Source organism: Micromonospora sp. Utrum1 (assembly GCF_057197805.1).
Map to the genome: position 1 here is coordinate 1,640,057 of NZ_CM170071.1, position 19,471 is coordinate 1,659,527.

The 19,471-nt window shown below is 74.8% G+C and carries 19 protein-coding genes and 2 pseudogenes; 12 read left to right on the plus strand and 9 right to left on the minus strand.

Features of this window, described 5'->3' with window-relative positions; genetic code table 11:
- Positions 1-10: 10 nt before the first annotated feature.
- Entirely contained in the window at positions 11-226 is a 216-nt protein-coding gene (locus AC0OLQ_RS08075; protein WP_484530829.1) for a hypothetical protein, read from the plus strand.
- Here the strand turns inward: AC0OLQ_RS08075 and AC0OLQ_RS08080 are convergent.
- From AC0OLQ_RS08080 to cofC, 3 genes and pseudogenes are all read right to left on the minus strand, one after another.
- On the minus strand, positions 203-1,084 hold the full coding sequence (locus AC0OLQ_RS08080; protein ID WP_484530830.1) for an NUDIX domain-containing protein: 882 nt from the start codon (positions 1,082-1,084) through the stop codon (positions 203-205). The two genes, AC0OLQ_RS08075 and AC0OLQ_RS08080, sit on opposite strands and share 24 nt — an antisense overlap.
- 40 nt (positions 1,085-1,124) lie before the next feature.
- A complete protein-coding gene (locus AC0OLQ_RS08085) occupies positions 1,125-3,413 on the minus strand; it encodes an RNA degradosome polyphosphate kinase (RefSeq protein ID WP_484530831.1) in 2,289 nt (762 codons plus the stop codon).
- A gap of 264 nt (positions 3,414-3,677) precedes the next feature.
- Positions 3,678-4,310: pseudogene (cofC, locus tag AC0OLQ_RS08090) on the minus strand (2-phospho-L-lactate guanylyltransferase); the annotation flags it as partial.
- Positions 4,311-4,419: 109 nt separating this feature from the next.
- On the opposite strand from cofC, the gene AC0OLQ_RS08095 reads away from it, so the two are divergent.
- The 5 genes from AC0OLQ_RS08095 (at position 4,420) to AC0OLQ_RS08115 (ending at position 9,393) form a co-directional block, all read left to right on the plus strand.
- Positions 4,420-5,145: a lysophospholipid acyltransferase family protein gene (locus AC0OLQ_RS08095; protein ID WP_484530832.1), complete on the plus strand. Its 726-nt coding sequence runs from the start codon at positions 4,420-4,422 to the stop codon at positions 5,143-5,145.
- Positions 5,142-6,149 carry an NAD(P)H-dependent glycerol-3-phosphate dehydrogenase gene (locus AC0OLQ_RS08100; RefSeq protein WP_357337938.1) on the plus strand — a complete coding sequence of 336 codons (1,008 nt, stop codon included), beginning with the start codon at positions 5,142-5,144 and terminating at the stop codon, positions 6,147-6,149. The genes AC0OLQ_RS08095 and AC0OLQ_RS08100 overlap by 4 nt, the downstream gene beginning before the upstream one ends.
- A gap of 7 nt (positions 6,150-6,156) precedes the next feature.
- The gene (locus AC0OLQ_RS08105; protein WP_484530833.1) at positions 6,157-7,266 is read left to right on the plus strand and encodes a cystathionine gamma-lyase; all 1,110 of its coding nucleotides are present in this window, start codon (positions 6,157-6,159) and stop codon (positions 7,264-7,266) included.
- A gap of 171 nt (positions 7,267-7,437) precedes the next feature.
- A complete protein-coding gene (locus AC0OLQ_RS08110; protein ID WP_484530834.1) occupies positions 7,438-8,229 on the plus strand; it encodes a putative protein N(5)-glutamine methyltransferase in 792 nt (263 codons plus the stop codon).
- A 111-nt stretch (positions 8,230-8,340) separates the two neighbouring features.
- Entirely contained in the window at positions 8,341-9,393 is a 1,053-nt protein-coding gene (locus tag AC0OLQ_RS08115) for an ROK family protein (protein ID WP_484530835.1), read from the plus strand.
- 27 nt (positions 9,394-9,420) lie between these two features.
- Here AC0OLQ_RS08115 and AC0OLQ_RS08120 read toward each other — a convergent pair whose 3' ends face one another.
- Together AC0OLQ_RS08120 and AC0OLQ_RS08125 are read right to left on the minus strand one after the other, a co-directional pair.
- Entirely contained in the window at positions 9,421-9,621 is a 201-nt protein-coding gene (locus AC0OLQ_RS08120) for a DUF397 domain-containing protein (RefSeq protein ID WP_357337946.1), read from the minus strand.
- Between the two features lie 5 nt (positions 9,622-9,626).
- Positions 9,627-10,472, minus strand: coding sequence for a helix-turn-helix domain-containing protein (locus AC0OLQ_RS08125; RefSeq protein ID WP_357337948.1), 846 nt, complete (start codon positions 10,470-10,472; stop codon positions 9,627-9,629).
- Between the two features lie 271 nt (positions 10,473-10,743).
- Here AC0OLQ_RS08125 and AC0OLQ_RS08130 point away from each other — a divergent pair, with 271 nt between their 5' ends.
- Together AC0OLQ_RS08130 and AC0OLQ_RS08135 are read left to right on the plus strand one after the other, a co-directional pair.
- Positions 10,744-10,974: a hypothetical protein gene (locus AC0OLQ_RS08130; protein WP_357337951.1), complete on the plus strand. Its 231-nt coding sequence runs from the start codon at positions 10,744-10,746 to the stop codon at positions 10,972-10,974.
- A gap of 260 nt (positions 10,975-11,234) precedes the next feature.
- Entirely contained in the window at positions 11,235-12,329 is a 1,095-nt protein-coding gene (locus tag AC0OLQ_RS08135; protein WP_484530836.1) for a D-alanine--D-alanine ligase family protein, read from the plus strand.
- Between the two features lie 30 nt (positions 12,330-12,359).
- On the opposite strand, the gene AC0OLQ_RS08140 is transcribed toward AC0OLQ_RS08135, so the two are convergent.
- Both AC0OLQ_RS08140 and AC0OLQ_RS08145 read right to left on the minus strand, forming a co-directional pair.
- Positions 12,360-12,974, minus strand: coding sequence for a DUF3515 family protein (locus tag AC0OLQ_RS08140; protein WP_357337955.1), 615 nt, complete (start codon positions 12,972-12,974; stop codon positions 12,360-12,362).
- Positions 12,975-13,208: an Lrp/AsnC ligand binding domain-containing protein gene (locus AC0OLQ_RS08145; RefSeq protein ID WP_013284547.1), complete on the minus strand. Its 234-nt coding sequence runs from the start codon at positions 13,206-13,208 to the stop codon at positions 12,975-12,977.
- 164 nt (positions 13,209-13,372) lie between these two features.
- On the opposite strand from AC0OLQ_RS08145, the gene AC0OLQ_RS08150 reads away from it, so the two are divergent.
- Together AC0OLQ_RS08150 and AC0OLQ_RS08155 are read left to right on the plus strand one after the other, a co-directional pair.
- Entirely contained in the window at positions 13,373-14,320 is a 948-nt protein-coding gene (locus tag AC0OLQ_RS08150) for a thiamine-phosphate kinase (RefSeq protein ID WP_484530837.1), read from the plus strand.
- 63 nt (positions 14,321-14,383) lie between these two features.
- Positions 14,384-14,851 carry a GNAT family N-acetyltransferase gene (locus AC0OLQ_RS08155; protein ID WP_357337960.1) on the plus strand — a complete coding sequence of 156 codons (468 nt, stop codon included), beginning with the start codon at positions 14,384-14,386 and terminating at the stop codon, positions 14,849-14,851.
- Positions 14,852-14,860: 9 nt separating this feature from the next.
- Here AC0OLQ_RS08155 and AC0OLQ_RS08160 read toward each other — a convergent pair whose 3' ends face one another.
- Together AC0OLQ_RS08160 and rpmB are read right to left on the minus strand one after the other, a co-directional pair.
- Positions 14,861-16,117 carry an ATP-grasp domain-containing protein gene (locus tag AC0OLQ_RS08160; RefSeq protein WP_484530838.1) on the minus strand — a complete coding sequence of 419 codons (1,257 nt, stop codon included), beginning with the start codon at positions 16,115-16,117 and terminating at the stop codon, positions 14,861-14,863.
- A gap of 179 nt (positions 16,118-16,296) precedes the next feature.
- Positions 16,297-16,488 (minus strand): 50S ribosomal protein L28, encoded by a 192-nt coding sequence (gene rpmB, locus AC0OLQ_RS08165; protein WP_013284551.1) that lies wholly within the window; start codon positions 16,486-16,488, stop codon positions 16,297-16,299.
- A gap of 235 nt (positions 16,489-16,723) precedes the next feature.
- On the opposite strand from rpmB, the gene AC0OLQ_RS08170 reads away from it, so the two are divergent.
- Both AC0OLQ_RS08170 and AC0OLQ_RS08175 read left to right on the plus strand, forming a co-directional pair.
- On the plus strand, positions 16,724-18,346 hold the full coding sequence (locus AC0OLQ_RS08170) for a DAK2 domain-containing protein (protein ID WP_484530839.1): 1,623 nt from the start codon (positions 16,724-16,726) through the stop codon (positions 18,344-18,346).
- A pseudogene (locus AC0OLQ_RS08175) lies at positions 18,343-19,269 on the plus strand (ATP-dependent DNA helicase RecG); the annotation flags it as partial. The gene AC0OLQ_RS08170 and the pseudogene AC0OLQ_RS08175, both read left to right, overlap by 4 nt.
- Between the last annotated feature and the right edge of the window lie 202 nt (positions 19,270-19,471).

Consider the following 19,471-nt stretch of genomic DNA (forward strand, 5'->3'; position numbering starts at 1 on the left):
CGAGCCAGCGGTGTCCGACCTGACCGGATGCCGCCACCTCGCCGAGGCGCCGGTCTCCGACCTGACCGGATGCCGCCACCTCGCCGAGGCGGCGGTGTCCAACCTGAGCGGATGCCGCCACCTCGCCGAGGCGGCGGTGTCCAACCTGAGCAGATCCCATAAGCCGAGCCGCTGGTGGACGGAGACCTCCGGGCTGGGCGGCTCAGAGCCGGTCGGCCGCGAGTAGGCGGTCGCCGGTGAAGGCGAGCAGCCAGCCGCCGCCCTTCGCGGTGGTGAAGTCGTCGGCGCGGCCGGTCAGCTGCTCCAGCGCCCCCGGGATCACCTTGCCCTGGCTGCACACCGCGACCGTCTCCCCGGCCTCGGCCAGCGCGGTCAGCCGGGCCGCGGCGGCCAGGGCACACTCGTCCGGCTGCTGGCCGGGCTGCGGCTCGTCGAGGTCGCCGACCACCTCGATGGGCAGGTCCAGCAGGGCGGCCGCCGGGTCGAGGGTCTGCACGCAGCGCCGGGCCGAGGCGGAGATGAGGCGGGCCGGGCGGACCAGCGCCACCAGGGCGGCGAGCGCCTGCGCCTGGGCCCAGCCCTCGGCGTCCAGCGGCCGGCCGGTGTCCGGGCCGGACCAGGTGGCCCGCTTGCCGGCGTGCGCGTGCCGGACCAGCAGCAGGGTGGCGGTGACCGGCGGCAGCGCCGCGAAGGCGGCGATCACCTCGGCGTCGTGCGGGTAGCTGACCCGGCGTACCGCCTCGTCGGTTTCGAACCAGGCCACCTCGTCCACCTCGGTGTCCGGCTGGAAGCCGCCCTGCGCGGCGGCCCGCATCGACCAGTAGTCGACCGCCTTGGGCCGGCCCTCGCTGCGGTAGCGGACGGTGGGCAGGCGTACCTGCGGCACGGCCCGCACGTCGGTCTCCTCGGCGACCTCGCGGACGGCGGCCCGCAGCGGGTGTTCGCCGGCGTCCAACTTGCCCTTGGGCAGCGACCAGTCGCCGTACCGGGGACGGTGTACCAGGCAGACCTCGACGCCGCCGGCCGCCGGGCGCCAGACGACCCCGCCCGCGGCCCGGATCCGCACCGGCTCGTCGTCCGTCATCCGCTCACCGTATGCCCGCCCCGGGCGCGCCGTGGTCCGCTCAGCCCGCCCTGCCGCCGACCCGGTGCAGCAGCAGGTCCTGCAGGTGGGTCAGCGGCGTGTCGTCGGTGCCGGTACGCCGGTGCCAGGCGCCGTCCGCGGCCAGCTCGAAGGCGTCCACCTCGGGGCTGAACGCGGCGGTCAGCACGTGGTCCAGCTCGGCCCGGGCCACCGGGTCGCTCACCTGCACCAGCGCCTCCACCCGGCGGTCCAGGTTGCGGTGCATCAGGTCGGCCGAGCCCATCCAGAACTCGGCGTCGCCGTTGTTGCCGAACCGGAAGATCCGCGAGTGCTCCAGGAACCGGCCGAGGATCGAGCGCACCCGGATGTTCTCCGACAGCCCGGGCATCCCCGGCCGCAGCGTGCACATGCCCCGGATCAGCAGGTCGACGTGCACCCCGGCCCGGGACGCCCGGTAGAGCGCGTCGGTGATCTCCTCGTCGACCAGGGCGTTCACCTTGAACTGCACCAGCCCCGGCATGCCCAGCCGGACGTGCTCGATCTCCCGCTCGATCCGCTCGACGAGGCCGCTGCGGATGCCCTGCGGGGCCACCAGCAGCCGCCGGTACGCGGTCTGCCGGCTGTAGCCGGTCAGCACGTTGAACAGGTCGGTGAGGTCGGCGCCGATCTCCGGGTCGGCGGTGAGCATGCCGAAGTCCTCGTAGAGCCGCGCGGTCTTCGGGTGGTAGTTGCCGGTGCCGATGTGGCAGTAGCGGCGAATCTGGTTGCCCTCCTGGCGTACCACCAGCGCGGTCTTGCAGTGCGTCTTCAGGCCGACCAGGCCGTAGACCACGTGGCAGCCGGCCCGCTCCAGGGTGCGCGCCCAGCCGATGTTGGCCACCTCGTCGAAGCGCGCCTTCAGCTCGACCAGCACCACCACCTGCTTGCCGGCGGCGGCCGCGTCGACGAGGGCGTCGACGATGGGGGAGTCGCCGCTGGTGCGGTAGAGGGTCTGCTTGATGGCCAGCACGTTCGGGTCGGCGGCGGCCTGCTCGATGAAGCGCTGCACGCTGGTCGCGAACGAGTGGTACGGGTGGTGCACCAGCACGTCCCCGTCCCGCAGGGTGGCGAAGACGCTGCGCGGCACCTCGCCCTCGGCGAGCCGGGGGTGGGTGGCCGGCACGAACGGCGGGTCCTTGAGGTCCGGTCGGTCGGCCTCGCCGTACACCTGCCAGAGCGCGGAGAGGTCGAGCAGGCCGCGGACCCGGAGCACGTCGTGGCCGTCCATGTCCAGCTCGCGGACGAGCAGCTCCAGCATGTGGTCGGAGATGGAGGCGGCCACCTCCAGCCGCACCGGCGGGCCGAAGCGGCGCCGGGCCAGCTCCCGTTCCAGGGCCTGGAGCAGGTCCTCGTCGCGGTCCTCGTCGACCTCCACCTCGGCGTTGCGGGTCACCCGGAACAGGTGGCACTCGACCACCTGCATGCCGGAGAAGAGCTGCCCGAGGTGCACCGAGATGAGGTCCTCCACCGGCAGGAAGCGCACCCCCGGCCGGTCGCGGGCGACCCGGACGAACCGGGGCACGTTGTTGGGCACCTTCACCCGGGCGAACAGCTCCGAGCCGCCGTCCGGGTCGCGCACCGAGACGGCCAGGTTGAGCGATCGGCCAGAGATGTACGGGAACGGGTGCGCCGGGTCCACCGCGAGCGGGGTGAGCACCGGGAAGATGTGCTCACGGAACCAGGTGCGCAGCCGTTCCCGCTCGGCGTCGTCGAGGTCGCTCCAGCGCAGGATCCGGATGTCCTCGGCGGCCAGCTTCGGCAGCACGTCGTCGACGAAGCAGGCGGCGTGCCGGGAGACCAGGTCGGTGGTCTTCTCCGTGATCAGCTCCAGCTGGGTCCGCAGCGGCAGCCGGTCGCCGCCGCGCACCGGCAGGCCGGCGGAGAGCCGGCGCTTCAGCCCGGCCACCCGCACCATGTAGAACTCGTCCAGGTTGCCGGCGAAGATGGCCAGGAACTTGGCCCGCTCCAGCAGGGGGGTGCGTGGGTCCTCGGCCAGCGCCAGCACCCGGGCGTTGAAGTCGAGCCAGGAGAGTTCCCGGTTGAAGAACCGGTCCTCTGGCAGCGGGAGGGCCAGGGGCGACTCCGCCTGCGGGCCCGGCCCCTCGACCGGGTCGAGGGACTCCTCCAGCCCGGCGGAGGCCGCCGCCGCGGGCTCCGGGCTGACGCTCTCCTCGGGTGGCCGGACGCGTTGGAACCGGCCGTCGGCGCCGCGGGTGGACGCGCCGTTGCGGGGCGCGCCGGGATCGACGAGGTGCGGGGGACCGTCGGGGTGCTCGCGAGGGGTGCTCACCACCTCATGATTCCCCGACAACGGTGAACGGAAAATGAACTCGGGGCAGGTTGGTCACGCCATCGTCGGCAACGTCACCCGGACGACCTCGCCGGCGGCGTCCCGCTCGATGCGGACGCGCTGGCCGAGGCGGAGCAGCCGCAGCCCGGAGGCGTCGAAGGCGCGGGCCGGGAAGGCCAGCTCGGTGCCGTCGTCGAGGAGCAGCATCCCGCTGCGGGTCGACGCGTCGTAGGTGGCCACCGTGCCCTGCATGCCAGCACCGTACCCGACGTCCCGGCCGGCCCGGGCCAGCAGCGCGGCGGTGCGCGGGCCGGCGCCGAGCCGGGCGGCGGCGGTCAGGTCGGCCGGGGTGTCCACGTCCCGGCGCAGGGTGGGCCAGTCGCCGGGCAGCGGCAGCGCCCCGCTCGCCGCGTGCGCCGCCGCCGAGCCGGGGCCGAAGCGGGGTTCCAGGGGCGCACCGGGCGGCGCGGCGAGCAGCACGGTGCCGCTGCCCGGGGCGTCGGCCACGAACGCGCGTACCCCCTCGGTGGGGACGGCCCGCAGCGCCGCGGCCAGTTCGGCCGGGCGCAGCGCCGGCAGGTCGGCGGTGAGGCCGGCCACCGCGGCGCGCGGGCCGGCCACGGCCGCGCCGTGCCGGAAGGCGGCGTTCAGCCCGGCGGCCGGGTCCGGCGCGACCTCCGCACCGGCCGCCGTCGCCGCCACCGCCACCCGGGGATCGTCGGTCACCACCAGCACCTGGGCCACCGCCGGGCAGGCCCGCACCGCGCGCACCGTGTCGGCAGCCAGGGCCAGCGCCAGCTCCTCATGGGGTACGCCGGGCAGCGCGCCCCGCAGGCGGCTCTTGGCCACCGTGAGGCGCTTCACCGGCACCACCGCGGTCCAGGTCGGCTCAGGCACGTGACAATCCTGCCAGCCGGACGGCGGTACCCTCACTGGCCGGACCCGGAACGAGCAGGCATGATTTCGTCCCGGGGCGTGCGCGCGTGGGGCGGAACGAGGAGGCAGGGTGGCACCGCGGAGGCTGGGATTCTGGCCACGGTTCGCCGTGGTGCTGGTGAAGCCGGTGTTGACCGTCTGGACGCGGCGCACCTGGCGGGGCATGGAGCACCTGCCCCGCGAGGGCGGAATCATCATCGTGCCCAACCACATCTCGCACGCGGACCCGCTGGTGTCCGCGCACTTCATCCACGACGCCGGGCGCTGGCCGCGGTTCCTCGGCAAGGCCAGCGTGTTCCGGGTGCCGGTGATCGGCTGGATCCTGCACCGGTGCAAGCAGATTCCGGTCGAGCGCGGCACCGTCGAGGCGGCCCGGTCGCTGGACAAGCTGGTCGCGGCGCTGAGCGAGGGAGGCGCGGTGGTGATCTACCCGGAGGGCACCACCACCCGTGAGCCGGACCTGTGGCCGATGAAGGGCAAGACCGGCGCGGCCCGGCTGGCGCTGGCCACCGGCGCCCCGGTGATTCCGCTCGCCATGGTCGGCCCGGAGAAGATGTTCGACCCGCGGACCGCCCGCGTCGGGCTGCGCCCGCGTATCCCGGTGACGGTGGTCGCCGGGCCGCCGATCGACCTGAGCAAGTGGGCGGGTGCCACGCCGACCCGGGCGATCCTGGAGGAGATGACCGACACGATCATGCTGCGGATCCGGGACATGGTGGCCGAGATCCGCGGCGGCACACCACCACCGCTGTGGGAGCGCCCGGCCCGGACGCGTACGCCCGAGGTGACCGAGTGAGCGGGCATGTCGCCGTGCTGGGCGCGGGCTCGTGGGGCACCGCGTTCGCCAAGATCCTCGCCGACGCCGGGCGGCACGTGACCGTCCTGGCCCGGCGCGCCTCGGTCGCCGAGGCGATACGCACCGGGCGCCACAACCCGGACTACCTGCCCGACGTGCGGCTGCCCGACCGGGTCACCGCGACCGGGGACGCCGAGGAGGCGATCGCCGGGGCCGAGGTGGTGGTGCTCTCCGTGCCGTCGCAGACGCTGCGCGCCAACCTCGCCGAGTGGACCCCGTACCTGGACCCGGACGCCACGCTGGTCTCCCTCATGAAGGGCATCGAGCTGGGCACCACCAAGCGGATGAGCCAGGTGATCATGGAGACCGCCGGGGTGCCGGCCGACCGGGTGGTGGTCGTCTCCGGGCCCAACCTGGCCCCGGAGATCGCCGCCGAACAGCCGGCCGCGACCGTGGTCGCCGGCACCGACAGCCGCCGGACCGCGCTGGTCCAGTCGTCGATCCGGACGCCGTACTTCCGGCCGTACACCAACGACGACGTGATCGGCTGTGAGCTGGGCGGGGCGGTGAAGAACGTGATCGCGCTGTCGTACGGCATCGCCACTGCCATGGGCTTCGGTGACAACACCCGCGCCATGCTGATGACCCGCGGCCTGGCCGAGACCGCCCGGCTGGGCGTGGCGCTCGGCGCGGACCCGATCACCTTCGCCGGCCTGGCCGGCATGGGCGACCTGGTCGCCTCCTGCTCGTCGCCGCTGGCCCGCAACCGCACCTTCGGCGAGCACCTCGGCCGGGGGGAGACCCTGGAGCAGGCCCAGGCGGCCACCCGGCAGACTGCCGAGGGCGTGAAGAGCTGCCTTGCCATCCGCGACCTGGCCCGGGCGCACGGGGTGGAGATGCCGATCACCGAGCAGATCGAGCGGATCTGCCACGAGGGGATGGACCCGCGGCTCGCCGTGGACGCCCTGATGAGCCGGACCGCGAAGCCCGAGTCGTACGAGTGAGGCGGCGATGACCGAGTGGGGTGACGGCACGCGCAGCGTGCACGCCGGGCTGCCCGCGCCGGAGCCGGGCCAGCCCTTCCTGCCGGGGCCGGTCTTCGCCGCGCCCTACCACCTGGACCCGTGGCGGGGTCCGGAGGCGACCCCCAACGGGTACGGGCGGCCCGACAACCCCACCCGGCGGCTGCTGGAGGCGGCCGTCGGCGAGCTGGAGGGCGGCGACTGCCGGGTCTTCGCCAGCGGCCAGGCGGCCATCACCGGGCTGCTGCTGGCCCTGCTGCGCCCCAGGGACACCGTGCTGCTCCCCGCCGACGGCTACTTCCCGGTGCGCGCCTTCGCCACGGCCACCCTCGAGGGCATCGGGGTACGCGTCGGCTTCGTGCCGACCGCCGGGCCGTACCCGTCGTTCGACGGCGTCCGGCTGGTGCTGCTGGAGACCCCGGCGAACCCGGGCCTGGACGTGGCCGACGTGCGGGCGCTGGCCGCCGCGGCGCATGCCGCCGGGGCCTTGGTGGCGGTCGACAACACCACCGCCACCCCGCTCGGGCAGCGGCCGCTGGAACTCGGCGCGGACGTGGTCGTCGCCTCCGGCACCAAGGCCCTCACCGGCCACTCCGACCTGCTGCTCGGCTACGTGGCGACCCGCTCCGCCGAGCTGCTCGACGCGGTGACCGCCTGGCGGACCACCACCGGCGGGGTTCCCGGGGCGTTCGACTGCTGGCTGGCGCACCGGTCGCTGGCGACCGTGGACCTGCGGCTGGCCCGGCAGACCGCCAACGCCGAGGCGCTGACCGGGCTGCTCGCCGGCCGCGACGACGTCACCGGTCTGCGCTGGCCCGGGCTGCCGACCGACCCGGCGTACCCGGTGGCCTCGGTCCAGATGCGACGGATGCCCGGCGTGCTCTCCTTCGACCTGGGCGACGCCGGCCGGGTGGCCCGGTTCCTCGACGCCTCCCGCCTGGTCGCGGCCGCCACCTCGTTCGGCGGGCTGCACACCACCGCCGACCGGCGGGCCCAGTGGGGCGACGACACCGCCCCCGGCTTCGTCCGGCTCTCCTGCGGCATCGAGGACGGGGCCGACCTGGTCGCCGACGTGACCGCCGCGCTGGACGCGGCCTGACGCCGGCAGGCCCGCTCCGCTAAGGTGACGGGCAGCCACGGCCCGCGCGGGCCCCGACCGGAGGAGGTGAGACCGATCCACCAGCAGAGGACCGGCGCTCCCTCCGAGTCCGCGTCGCCCCAGGGTTAGGCGACGCCGGGAGCGCCGAAGAGCGTTCCCGAAAGGCTTGCCATGGCATCCACCCTGTTCTTCCCCGACCGTCCCGCCCTCGTCCGGCGGCTGCGCGCCGCCGGCTGCGTCTTCGCCGAAGACGAGGCGGAGCTGCTGATCGCCGCCGCCGACTCGGCCGAGGAGCTGACCGACCTGGTCGACCGCCGGGTCGCCGGTCTGCCGCTGGAGCACCTGCTCGGCTGGGCCGAGTTCTGCGGCCTGCGGGTCGCCGTCGACCCGGGGGTGTTCGTGCCCCGCGGGCGGACCGCCCTGCTGGTCGCCGCCGCCGCGGCGGTGGCCGGTCCGGCGCCCGCCGTGCTCGACCTCTGCTGCGGCTCGGGCGCGGCCGCGCTGGTGCTGCACGGCCGGCTGGCGCCCCGCTGGCTGGCCGCCGCCGACCTCGACCCGGCCGCGGTGGCGTGCGCCCGGCGCAACCTGACCCCGCTGGGCGTGCCGGTCTACGAGGGCGACCTGTTCGCGCCGCTGCCCGTGCGGTGGCGGGGACGGCTGGACCTGGTGGTGGCCAACGCCCCGTACGTGCCGAGCGGCGCGGTGGCGATGCTGCCGCCGGAGGCGCGGCTGTACGAGGCCCCGGTGGCGCTGGACGGCGGCGCGGACGGGCTGGCCGTGCTGCGCCGGGTGGCCGCCGGGGCGGCCGAGTGGCTGGCCCCCGGCGGGCACCTGGCGGTGGAGGTGAGCGCCAATCAGGCCACGGCGCTCTGCGGGATCCTGACCGACGCCGGCCTGGACCCGTTCGTGGTGCACGACGACGAACTGGAGGCCACCGCCGTCACCGCGCGCCTTCCGGGGTGAAGCCCGCGCCGACCCCGCCCGCGCCGGCACCGGGCGGGCGGGGCGGCGGAGCGTGGCGGGACGGTGCGCCTCGAACTAGCCTCAGCTCAGGCTCGGCGGGAGGCGGTGGCGGTGGGCAGCGCGGGTGTGCCGGTGGTGGTGGGTCTGGACAACGGCGGCACGAGCAACAACGCCACCGTGCTGACGGTCGACGGCCGGTTCCTGGTGGACGGGCTCGTGGAGATCCCGAGCGAGGTCCAGGCCGGGCCGGAGGCGGCCATCGAGGCCCTCGCGCGGGCGCTCGACGGCGTGCTGGCGCTGACCGGGGTGCCCCGCGAACTGGTCCGCGCGGTCGGGCTGGACACCCCCGGCCCGGCCAGCGCCACCGGGGTGATCTCATCGCGCGGCTCGACCAACTTCTCCCAGCCGGCCTGGCGCGGCTACGACGTGCGCGGCGCGCTGGAGCACCGGCTCGGCCTGCCGGTGGTCTACGCCAACGACGGCAACGCGGCGGCCCTCTACGCGCACCACGTGCACTTCGGCGCCGACGCGATGGCCCGCTCCTCGGTCGCCGCGATCGTCGGCACCGGGCTCGGTGGCGGTGTCGTGGAGGATGGCCGGGTGGTCGGCGGCGCGGCCGGCATGGCGGGCGAGTTCGGGCACGTGCACATCCCGCTCGATGGGCTGCTCGCGCCCGGCCAACCGGTGCCGGTCTGCGCCTGCGGCTTCGCCGGTGACGCCGAGAGCGTCGCCTCGCTCACCGCCATCGAGCACAACCTGCTGCCCTACTGGCTGGGCCGGTTCCCGGGGCATCCGCTGGCCGCCGAGGAGCCGGGCCGGGCGGCGAAGCTGGTCCGCGGCCACGGCGAGCGGGGCGACCCACTGGCCCGACAGGTTTTCACCCAGCAGGCCATGGCGTTGGGCCGGCTGTTCACCATCGCGGCCAACTTCACCGACCCGCACGCGTACTTCGTCGGCGGTGGGGTGGTGGAGGCGGCGCCGCAGTTCCGCGACTGGTTCCTGGCCACCGTGCGCGAGCACACCGTGCTCCGCGCCGAGCAGCGCGCGGTGGCCACCTTCGCCCTGGTGCCGGACCGGGACATGGCCGGGGCGCGCGGGGTGGCCATCGCGGCGCTGGAGGCGGTCCGCGGCGGGGCCACGGCCGGCCCGCTGGTCGTCGGCTGAGCCACGGCGTCGCCGCGGACCGCCGGATCAGGGGCGCGGCGGGGCGTCGGTGAAGGCGGCCCAGGCGGCCGGGGGGAAGACCAGCACCGGGCCGGTCGGGTCCTTGGAGTCGCGGACCGCGACCGCCTCCGGCAGCGGCGCCATCTCGACGCACGCGCCCTCGTCGCCGCTGTGACTGCTCTTGCGCCAACCGGTCGCCGGCGGGCGCGGGCTGTTCGTGCCGTTCATCCCTTCTACCTCTCGTTCAGCAGGCGGAGGAGCTCGTCCCGGCTGGCCGCCGGGCTCAGCGCCACGGTCCGCAGGTGCTCCATGATCTTGGTGCAGGTGCGCAGGTCGCCCGGCCGGTCCAGCACCATCTGCCCGGCCACCGTCTCCACCGAGGCGATGATCGGGTCCTCCGGATCGGCGAACTCCAGGATGTGCAGCGACCCCCGCGTCCCCCGGTGGTATCCGGCGGCCAGGGGGATCACCTGGACGGTGATGTTCGGCAGCTCGGCCATCTTCAGCAGGTGCTGGAGCTGACCCCCCATCACCGTCCGGTCGCCGACCGGCCGGAGCAGCGCCCCCTCGTCGATGATGGCGTCGAGGATCGGTGGATCGTCACTCGTGAGCCGTTGCTGGCGGTCGAGCCGCAGCTTGACCCGCTGCTCGACCTGGTCGTCGCTGAGGGTGTGCGGGCCGCCGCGCATCACCCCGCGGATGTAGTCAGCGGTCTGGAGCAGGCCCGGCACCACCGACGGCTCGAAGTTGGCGATCCCGGTCGCCTCCGCCTCGAGCGCGATGAAGTCGATGGTCCGCCGGTCCAGCAGGTAGGAGTAGGAGACCCACCAGCCGGGCTTGCGGGCGTCCTTGGCGAGCTGCACCGCCGCGGCGATCTCGTCGGGTCCCACCCCGTAGAGGGTGAGCAGCGCCCGCACGGTGGCGGGGTTGACCAGCGTCTGCGCGTTCTCGTAGCGGGACAGCGTGCTGCGGGTGCTGTTGATCTCGTCGGCCGCGGCCTCCAGGGTGAGGCCGGCGGCCTCCCGGTGGGTCCGCAGGGCGATGCCGAGCCGTCGGGCCCGGGCGGTCTTCGGCGCCATGCATCGATGGTCGCACATCAACGGGAGAGTGGGCATGAGAGAAATCCGATGAGAGTTGCATTCACGCGTGTCGACCTGCCAATCTGTGACGGCGTCCTCACCGCCGGTTGTCGTGGCGACGGTGGTGGTGAGTGACCGGAGGGGATGGGGCGCGCGGCGATCGGGTTTTCACTCCCCCACGACCCGATCGCCGCGTGCCCGTACCCGGCACGCCCAGAAGGGGAGGAGACGCGATGACGGTGACGGCCTGCCACCCCGGGGGTGGGCGGGGATGACCCGGTTCCTCGTGGTCCTCACCGACGTGCGCCCCCTCGACGGGGTCTGGCGCAACGAGCGCACCAGCCCCGAGCGGCGCCGCCAGGTCGTCGGCGCGAACAGCCGGGAGGCGGCGGACCGGATCGCCGGGGCCTTCATGGCGCTGGGCATGGTCCGCGCCGGCCGGCAACGGGTCAAGGTCATCGCAGTCGGTCGCCGGCCACGGACCCCGGAGCACCTGAGCTGAACCGGGCCCGCCCCCGGGACGCGGTGACGGGGGCGGGGAGGCGGGCGGCCGGTGGCAGGTCCCGCCACCGGCCGCCCGCACCAGCACAGCTTGCGACCCGTCCGGTTACTCCCCGTATAAGGCGCGCTGACCGGATGCCGCCTCCTGCGTCGTCTCCCCGGGTATCAACCACCGACGCTCGCCACGCACAGTAAGGTCAAGCGGGTGAGCGCCACCGGCGAGCACGGCCAGCCGCAGTCGCGAGCGAAGAGGTGACCGGAGTGACCACCCCAGGCAAGACCCGCGTGGCGATCGTCTTCGGCGGCCGCAGCCCCGAGCACGGCATCTCCTGCGTGAGCGCCGGCAGCGTGCTGGCCGCCCTCGACCCGGACGAGTTCGAGGTTGTGCCGGTCGGCATCACCCGCCAGGGCCAGTGGGTGCTCGCCAGCGGCGACCCCGGCCAGCTCGCCATCTCCGACCGCAAGCTCCCCGAGATCACCGCCGGCTCCGGCGCCGAGCTGGTGCTGCGCGCCGACCCGGCCGTGGGCGGCCTCCTGGTGCTCGACCCCACCCAGGGTCCCGTGGCGCTCGCCGACGTGGACGTGGTCTTCCCGGTGCTGCACGGCGCGTACGGGGAGGACGGCACGATCCAGGGGATGCTGGAGATGGCCGACATCCCCTACGTCGGGGCGAACGTGTTCGCCTCCGCGGCCGCCATGGACAAGGAGTTCACCAAGAAGCTCTGCGCCGCCGAGGGCATCCCGGTCGGCCCGTACGTGGTGCTGCGCGCCGGGATGACGCTGACCGAGGCGGACAAGGAGCGCCTCGGCCTGCCGGTCTTCGTGAAGCCGTCCCGGGCCGGTTCCTCGTTCGGCATCACCAAGGTCGACGACTGGGCGCAGCTCGACGCGGCGGTCGCCACCGCCCGGGAGATCGACACCAAGGTGCTCGTCGAGGGCGCGATCGTGGGCCGCGAGATCGAGTGCGGCGTGCTGGAGGGCGAGGCCGGCGGGGCCCCGGAGGCGTCGGTGCTAGCCGAGGTGCGGGTGGTCTCCGGCCACGACTGGTACGACTTCGAGGCCAAGTACATCGACGACGCCTGCGAGTACGACATCCCGGCGAACCTGCCCGAGCAGGTGACCCGGCAGGTGCGGGAGTACGCCACCCGCGCGTTCACCGCGCTGGACTGCTCCGGCCTGGCCCGGGCCGACTTCTTCGTCACCCCGGAGCTGGACGTCTACCTCAACGAGATCAACACCATGCCGGGCTTCACCCCGACCTCGATGTTCCCCCGGATGTGGGCGGCCAGCGGGCTGGAGTATCCGAAGCTGGTCAACCGGCTCATCCGGACCGCCCTGCGCCGCGCCGGCCGCTGACGCCCGGGCGTCGCGACCGGCCGGCGAGGGTCAGGCGGAGCAGCCGGACGGGGCGGTCTTCGCGGCGGGCACCGAGGCGACCACCGCGTCGGAGATCGGCGTGACCCACTGGAGCGGCTGCTCGTACTGCTTCGGGATCCGCACCCGCACCGGGGTCTCCCGGTCGACGGCGGTCAGCACGGTGGCGTCCGCCTCCTGCACCGCGTGCCAGCAGACCTTGTTCACCGACCAGACCTCGTCGGTGGGCTGCACCAGGGGCGGCGTGCCGCCGCAGGCCACGGTGAGCGCCGGATCGCCGTACGCGGCGTTCTGCTCGGCGCCGGCGGTGACCGGCCGCTGCGCCAGGTCGCGGACGGTCGCCGGGAGCTGCGACACCAGGGCGCGGCACACCGTGGCCGGACGCTCGGCCAGGGCCGGGGCCGGCATCGCGACCGGCGCGGTCGACTGCGGCCGGACGGCGCTCGCCGACGGGCTCGGCGCGGCGGCCGGGGAGTCGGGGGACAGCTTGGCGAAGGTGAACCCGGCCACCGCCAGGGTGACCGGCACCGCGATCAGGGTCGCCCAGAGCGCGGCGCTGCGGGTCGACCGGTCGCGACGCGCCGGGCGGGACTCCTCCGGAACGGGGGAGGACGTGATCTCTTCCACTTACAGCCGCACCACCGAACAGGTGAGGGTGCGGGTGATGCCGGGCACCATCTGCACCTTGCTGACGATCAGTTTGCCGAGCTCATCCACGGTGTTCGCCTCGGTGAGGACGACCACGTCGTAGGGCCCGGTGACGGCGTCGACGCGTACCACGCCGGCAAGGTCCGCGATCAGACCGGCCACGTCACGCGCCCGACCGACCTCCGTCTGGATGAGGATGTACGCCTGAACCACGACTCGACCTCCGTCCGTCGCCGCCTGGGGCGGCCCGAAGGGTGAAACTACCCTACGGAGCGGCCCTGATCCGTATCGGTCGCTGACGGGATGCGGTGAGTGAGCCCACGTCGGGGCCGTGGTGGCGGGACTTTGAAGCTTCAAGAGCGCGACGAGGGGACGGCATGACGGTCGCGAATGTCGGAGAGTTCGGGCTGATCGACCGGGTGACTGCCCGATTGGCCCAGGGGGAGAGCTGCCTGCTCGGCCCCGGAGACGACGCGGCGGTGGTGGCGGCGCCGGACCGGCGGGTGGTCGCCTCCACCGACGTCCTGGTCGAGGGGCGGCACTTCCGCCGGGACTGGTCGGGGGCCCGCGACGTGGGGCACCGGGCGGCGGCGGCCAACCTGGCCGACATCGCGGCCATGGGGGCGACCCCGACCGCGCTGCTGGTCGCCCTCTGCATGCCGACGGACCTCGACACGAGCTGGGCGGAGGAACTCGCCGACGGGCTGGGCGCCGAGGCCTCCCTGGTGGGCGCGAGCGTGGTCGGCGGCGACATGTCCGCCAGCCCGACACTGACCATCGCGGTGACCGCCCTCGGCGACCTGGCCGGCCGGCCGCCGGTGGTCCGCTCCGGGGCCCGCCCGGGCGACGTGGTGGCCCTGGCCGGGCGCACCGGCTGGGCGGCGGCCGGCTACACCGTGCTGTCCCGGGGGTTCCGCACGCCCCGGCTGCTGGTGGAGGCGTTCCGCCGCCCCGAGGTGCCGTACGCGGCCGGTCCCGAGGCCGCCGGGCACGGCGCGACCGCCATGATCGACGTGTCGGACGGGCTGCTGGCCGACCTGGGGCACGTGGCGAAGGCCAGTGGGGTGGCCGTCGACCTGACCCGGGAGGCGTTCGAGGTGCCCCGGCAGATGCGCGACGCGGCGCAGGCGCTCGGCGTCGACCCGTACTCCTGGATCCTGGCCGGGGGCGACGACCACGCCCTGGCCGCGACCTTCCCGGCGACCGCGACCCTGCCGCCGGGCTGGCGAACGGTGGGGCGGGTGACCGAGGGCGCCGGGGTGACCGTGGACGGCGCGCCGTACGCCGGCTCGGCCGGCTGGGACCACTTCCGCCGGACGGAGTGATCTGCGTCCGATGCGGGGGATCGGGCCCGGGGCGGGCCCCCTCCCGGTCGTACCCTGCATGGCGTGAGCGAGATCGAGATCCGGGCGCAGCGCTTCGACGCGCCCGAGTCGCAGGCGTTGATCCGGGCGGCCCTGGCCGACCTCGGCCGGCGGTACGGCGGCAGCGGCGACGAGACGCCGGTCGACGCGGCCGAGTTCGAGCCGCCGGCGGGCACCTTCCTGGTCGCCTACCTCGACGGGCAGCCGGTGGGCTGCGGCGGCTGGCGCAGCCACGGCGACGACGGCGCGACGGCCGAGCTGAAACGGATGTACACGGCGCCGGCCGCCCGGGGCCGGGGCGTGGCCCGGGCGGTGCTCGCGGCGGTCGAGCGGTCGGCCCGGGACCAGGGCCGCAAGCGGATCATCCTGGAGTGCGGCGACAAGCAGCCCGAGGCGCTCGCCATGTACACCTCGGCCGGCTACGAGCGGATCCCGAACTTCGGCTTCTACCAGGACGCCCCGGGCTGCCTCTCCTTCGGCCGCACCCTCTGACCTCCGCCGTCAGCCGACGGTGATCCGGATCTCCCCGGCGGCCTTGCGCGCGGTGCTCTCCGCCTCGGTGGGGGTGGCGCCCCAGGCCAGCAGGTGCCCGCTGCGGTGCGCCGAGGAGAGCAGCTCCGGCACGTGGTCCCCGACCTTCGCCTCGACCTGCACGTCGAGCACGCCCGGCACGCGCAGCGCGGCCCGCCGCCCGTCCACCGCGGTGACCCGCCCGGGCGGAGCGACCAGGAACTCGACGGCAGCCGCGCCGGTCGCCCGGGCCGGCAGCGCCGGCCGCTCGCCGCGCAGCACCCGCAGGTACGCCTCGACGACGTCGACCTCGTAGGCGATCGAGACCAGCGCGGTGATCATGTCGCCGGGCATCCGGGCGGCGCACTCGACCAGCGTCGGCACGCCGTCGACCAGGATCCACTCGCTGTGCAGCATGCCGCTGCGGAAGCCGGCCGCCCCGGCGAGCCGCACCGCCGCGTCCCGCAGCGCCCCCTGCTCCACCCCCGGCATCGCGGACGGCACGGTGTGTCCGGTCTCCACCGGGTACCGGCCGGCCGCGATCCGCTTGTCCGTGACGTTGGCGAAGATCGTCTCGCCCTCGGCGACCAGCAGCTCGACGCTGTGCTCCGAGCCGACCAGCAGCTCCTCGACCAGCACCCCGCTGGGCAGGCCGCGTTCGGTGGCCTCGGCCGGCTCGGGCGGGGCGGCGCTGACCGCCCAGCGCGCGGCGATCTCCGCCGGGTCGGTGACCACCTGCACGCCCAGGCTGCCGGAGCGGCGGGTGGGCTTGAGCACGCACCGGCCGCCGTGCGCCCGGGCGAACTCCGCCGCCCGCGCCGGGTCGTCGACCAGCTCGTACGCCGGGTTGGCCAGGCCGGTGGCGTCGGCGAGCAGCCGCATCCGGTGCTTGTCGGAGAAGACGTCGGCGGCGGCCACCCCGCCGCCGGGCAGACCCAGCCGGTCGGCCAGCCGGGCGGCGGCGCCAACGGCGTACTCCAGGCCCGGCAGGACCAGCCGGGCGGCGGCAAGACCGGGCTCCCGGGCGAGCAGGGCGTCGACGTCCAGGCCGGTCTGGTACTCGGCCGGCACCAGCCGGGCGACCATCGGCAGCCCGGCGACGAACCGCTCCAGGCCGCGGCGGCGGATCACGTCCGGCTCCTCGACCAGCACCACGCTGCCGGGCGGCAGCTCCTGGTCGAACCAGCGCAGCGAGCCGAACGACCCGCCGATCACCACCAGCTGCTCCCGCCCCAGATCGAGCTTCACCGGTCGTTCCTCCCCACGGCCGCGCCGGAACGGACGGCCGGCGCAGCAGCACCCTAACCGGGCCGGGCCGATCGGCCGCCGGACGGTCGGCGACCCGTCAGCGCGCGGATACGACAGAAACCGGCGGACCCCAGGGGTCCGCCGGCATCCGACGAGTATGAAGAGGTGGTGCTACCGCGTCAGGCGCGGGTGACCTTGCCGGCCTTGATGCACGAGGTGCAGACCTGCAACTTCTTGGTGGTGCCACCACCGGCCGGGGTACGCACCGACTGGATGTTCGGGTTCCAGCGGCGGTTGGTCCGCCGGTGCGAGTGGGACACGTTGTGGCCGAAGCCCGGCCCCTTGCCACAGACGTCGCACACGCTAGCCACGGGATACTCCTGGGATTGAAACGTTCATGAGGTCGCCGCCAGGCGCTGCCCGGGCAACCTGGCCAGGTTACCCGATGGCGGACGGTACGCCCAACCGGCCTGGTCGGGACCCGTCCAGCGTACCTGGGCGGTCGGCCGGCGGACCGGCGGCCGGTCCCCGGGCGGCTGGTCGGACACGCCCGGCGGGGGCGGCCGGCCCCGGCGTGTGTCGGCGTGCGCCAGTAGGCTTCCCGACGTGCTGGACACCCTCGACGCCGCCGCGGTGCGCCGCTGGTGCGCGAGCGGGCTGGCCGCCCTCCAGCGGCACCAGGGCGAGATCGACCAGCTCAACGTCTACCCGGTCCCCGACGGCGACACCGGGACCAACCTGGTGCTCACCCTCACCTCGGCCCAGCAGGCCCTCGCCATGGACCTGGAGACCCTCCCCGAGGACGGGCACACCCCGCACGGGCACGCCCTGCGGCTGATGGCCCGGGGAGCGCTGCTCGGGGCGCGGGGCAACTCCGGGGTGATCCTCTCGCAGATCCTGCGCGGCTTCGCCGACGCGCTCGCCGCCGCCCCGGCGGTCCGTGGCCGGCAGTTGGCCGCCGCGCTGGCCGACGCGACCACCGCCGCCTACGCCGCGGTCGCCCACCCGGTCGAGGGCACGCTGCTCAGCGTGGTGGCCGCCGCCGCCCGCGCCGCCGAGCAGGCGGACACCGACGACCTGCGCGCGGTCGCCCGGGAAGCGGCCGGCGGGGCGACCCGCGCGCTGGCGCGTACCCCCGAGCAGTTGCCCGCGCTGGCCCGGGCCGGCGTGGTCGACGCCGGCGGGCGCGGCCTCTGCCTGCTGCTCGACGCGCTGGTCGAGGTGCTCACCGGGGAGAGCCCCCGACAGCCGGCACCCGCGCCGCCCGCGGTCCGCCCGCCCGCCACCGCCGCCCGCGAGACCGGCTCGTCGGCGTACGCCTACGAGGTGCAGTACCTGCTCGACGCCACCGACGAGGCGGTGGCCCGGCTCCGCGCCGAGCTGGACGCCCTCGGCGACTCCCTCGTCGTCGTGGGTGACGGCGGCCCGGGTGTCGGCACGTGGAACGTGCACGTGCACGTCAACGACGTCGGGGCTGCCGTCGAGGCCGGAGTGGTGGCCGGCCGGCCGCACCGGATCACGGTGACCCGGTTCGCCGACCAGGTGGCCCCGGCCGCGCCGCTGCCGGCGCCGCTGCCCGACGGCCGGGCCGCCGTGGTGGTGGCCACCGGCGCCGGCATCGCCGACCTGTTCGGCGCCGAGGGCGCCACCGTGGTGCCGGCCAACCCGTCCACCGGCGAGCTGCTCGACGCCATCCGGGCCACCGGCGCCGCCCGGGTGGTGGTGCTGCCCAACGACCCCAACACCCAGTCGGTGGCGAGCGCGGCCGCCCGGGAGGCGCACCGGCTCGGGGTGAAGGTCAGCGTGGTGCCCACCCGGTCCCCGGTGCAGGCCCTCGCCGCCCTCGCCGTGCGCGACCCGAAGCGCCGCTTCGAGGACGACGTCATCGCCATGGCCGAGGCCGCCGGCGCCTGCCGCTACGCCGAGGTCTGCCACGCGAGCAAGGAGGCGCTCACCGTGGCCGGGCCGTGCCGGCCGGGCGACGTGCTGGCGCTGGTCGAGGGGGAGGTTCACCTCATCGGCGCCGATCTCCTGGCCACCTGCACCGCCGTGGTCGACCGGATGCTCGGCGGTGGCGGCGAGCTGGTCACCCTGCTCTGCGGGGCGGACGCCCCGGCCGGGCTGGCCGACCGGGTACGCGAGCACGTCGAGCGGTCCTGGCCGTTCGTCGAGGTGCAGGCTTACGAGGGTGGGCAGCCGCACTATCCGCTCCTGGTGGGGGTCGAATGACGAGCGAACCGGCGACGGTGGACACGCCGCTGAAGAAGCTGGTCGGGGAGCGCACCGCCAAGGCCCTGGCGAGCCACCTCGACCTGCACACCGCCGGCGACCTGATCTACCACTTCCCCCGCCGCTACGACGAGCGCGGCGAGCACACCGACATCCGCTCGCTGGACGTGGGGGAGCAGGTCACCGTGCTGGCCCAGGTGCAGCGCACCGCGGTCCGGCCGATGCGGCAACGCCGGGGCAACCTGCTGGAGGTCACCGTCGGCGACGGCTCCGGCGGGGTGCTCACCCTCACCTTCTTCGGCAACCAGGCGTGGCGGGAGCGGGAGCTGCGCCCCGGTCGCTGGGGGCTGTTCGCCGGCAAGGTCACCGAGTTCCGGGGCAAGCGGCAGCTCAACGGCCCCGAGTACGTGCTGCTCGGCGAGCGCGGCGACGGCGAGGCGGCCGCCAACGAGGAGATCGAGGAGTTCGCCGGGGCGCTCATCCCGGTCTACCCGGCCGCGGCGGCCGTGCCGACCTGGGTGATCGCCCGCTGCGTACGGGTGGTGCTGGACACCTTCACCCCGCCGGACGACCCGCTGCCGGCGACCGTGCGGGCCAGCCGCAACCTGGTCGGCATCGGCGCCGCGCTGCGCGAGATCCATCGGCCCTCCAGCAAGGAGGAGCTGTACCGGGCGCGCCGCCGGCTCAAGTGGGACGAGGCGTTCGCCGTGCAGCTCACCCTGGTGCAGCGCAAGCACCGGGCGGCGGCCTGGCCGGCGAAGGCCCGGCCGGCGAAGCCGGGCGGGCTGTTGGACGCGTTCGACGCCCGGCTGCCCTACGAGCTGACCTCCGGCCAGCAGGTCGTCGGCCGGGAGATCGCGGCCGACCTGGCGACCGCGCACCCGATGCACCGGCTGCTCCAGGGCGAGGTGGGCTCCGGCAAGGCGCAACCGCTCGACGCTCAAGTTCTGACGCCTACCGGCTTCCGTCTCATGGGCGAGTTGGCGGTCGGCGACGAAGTGATCGCGGCTGACGGTGAAACGACAACGATCGTTGGTGTCTACCCGCAAGGAGAACGCGATGTCTACCGACTGAATTTGTCCGACGGATCATCGGTGGAATGTGATCTCGATCATCTGTGGGCGG

Coding starts and splice junctions, on each gene's coding strand:
- AC0OLQ_RS08080 (WP_484530830.1), bottom strand. CDS start 1,084: ATGACGGACGACGAGCCGGTGCGGATCCGGGCCGCGGGCGGGGTCGTC.
- AC0OLQ_RS08105 (WP_484530833.1), top strand. CDS start 6,157: ATGACCGAGTGGGGTGACGGCACGCGCAGCGTGCACGCCGGGCTGCCC.
- AC0OLQ_RS08110 (WP_484530834.1), top strand. CDS start 7,438: ATGGCATCCACCCTGTTCTTCCCCGACCGTCCCGCCCTCGTCCGGCGG.
- AC0OLQ_RS08120 (WP_357337946.1), bottom strand. CDS start 9,621: ATGAACGGCACGAACAGCCCGCGCCCGCCGGCGACCGGTTGGCGCAAG.
- AC0OLQ_RS08125 (WP_357337948.1), bottom strand. CDS start 10,472: ATGGCGCCGAAGACCGCCCGGGCCCGACGGCTCGGCATCGCCCTGCGG.
- AC0OLQ_RS08130 (WP_357337951.1), top strand. CDS start 10,744: ATGACCCGGTTCCTCGTGGTCCTCACCGACGTGCGCCCCCTCGACGGG.
- AC0OLQ_RS08150 (WP_484530837.1), top strand. CDS start 13,373: ATGACGGTCGCGAATGTCGGAGAGTTCGGGCTGATCGACCGGGTGACT.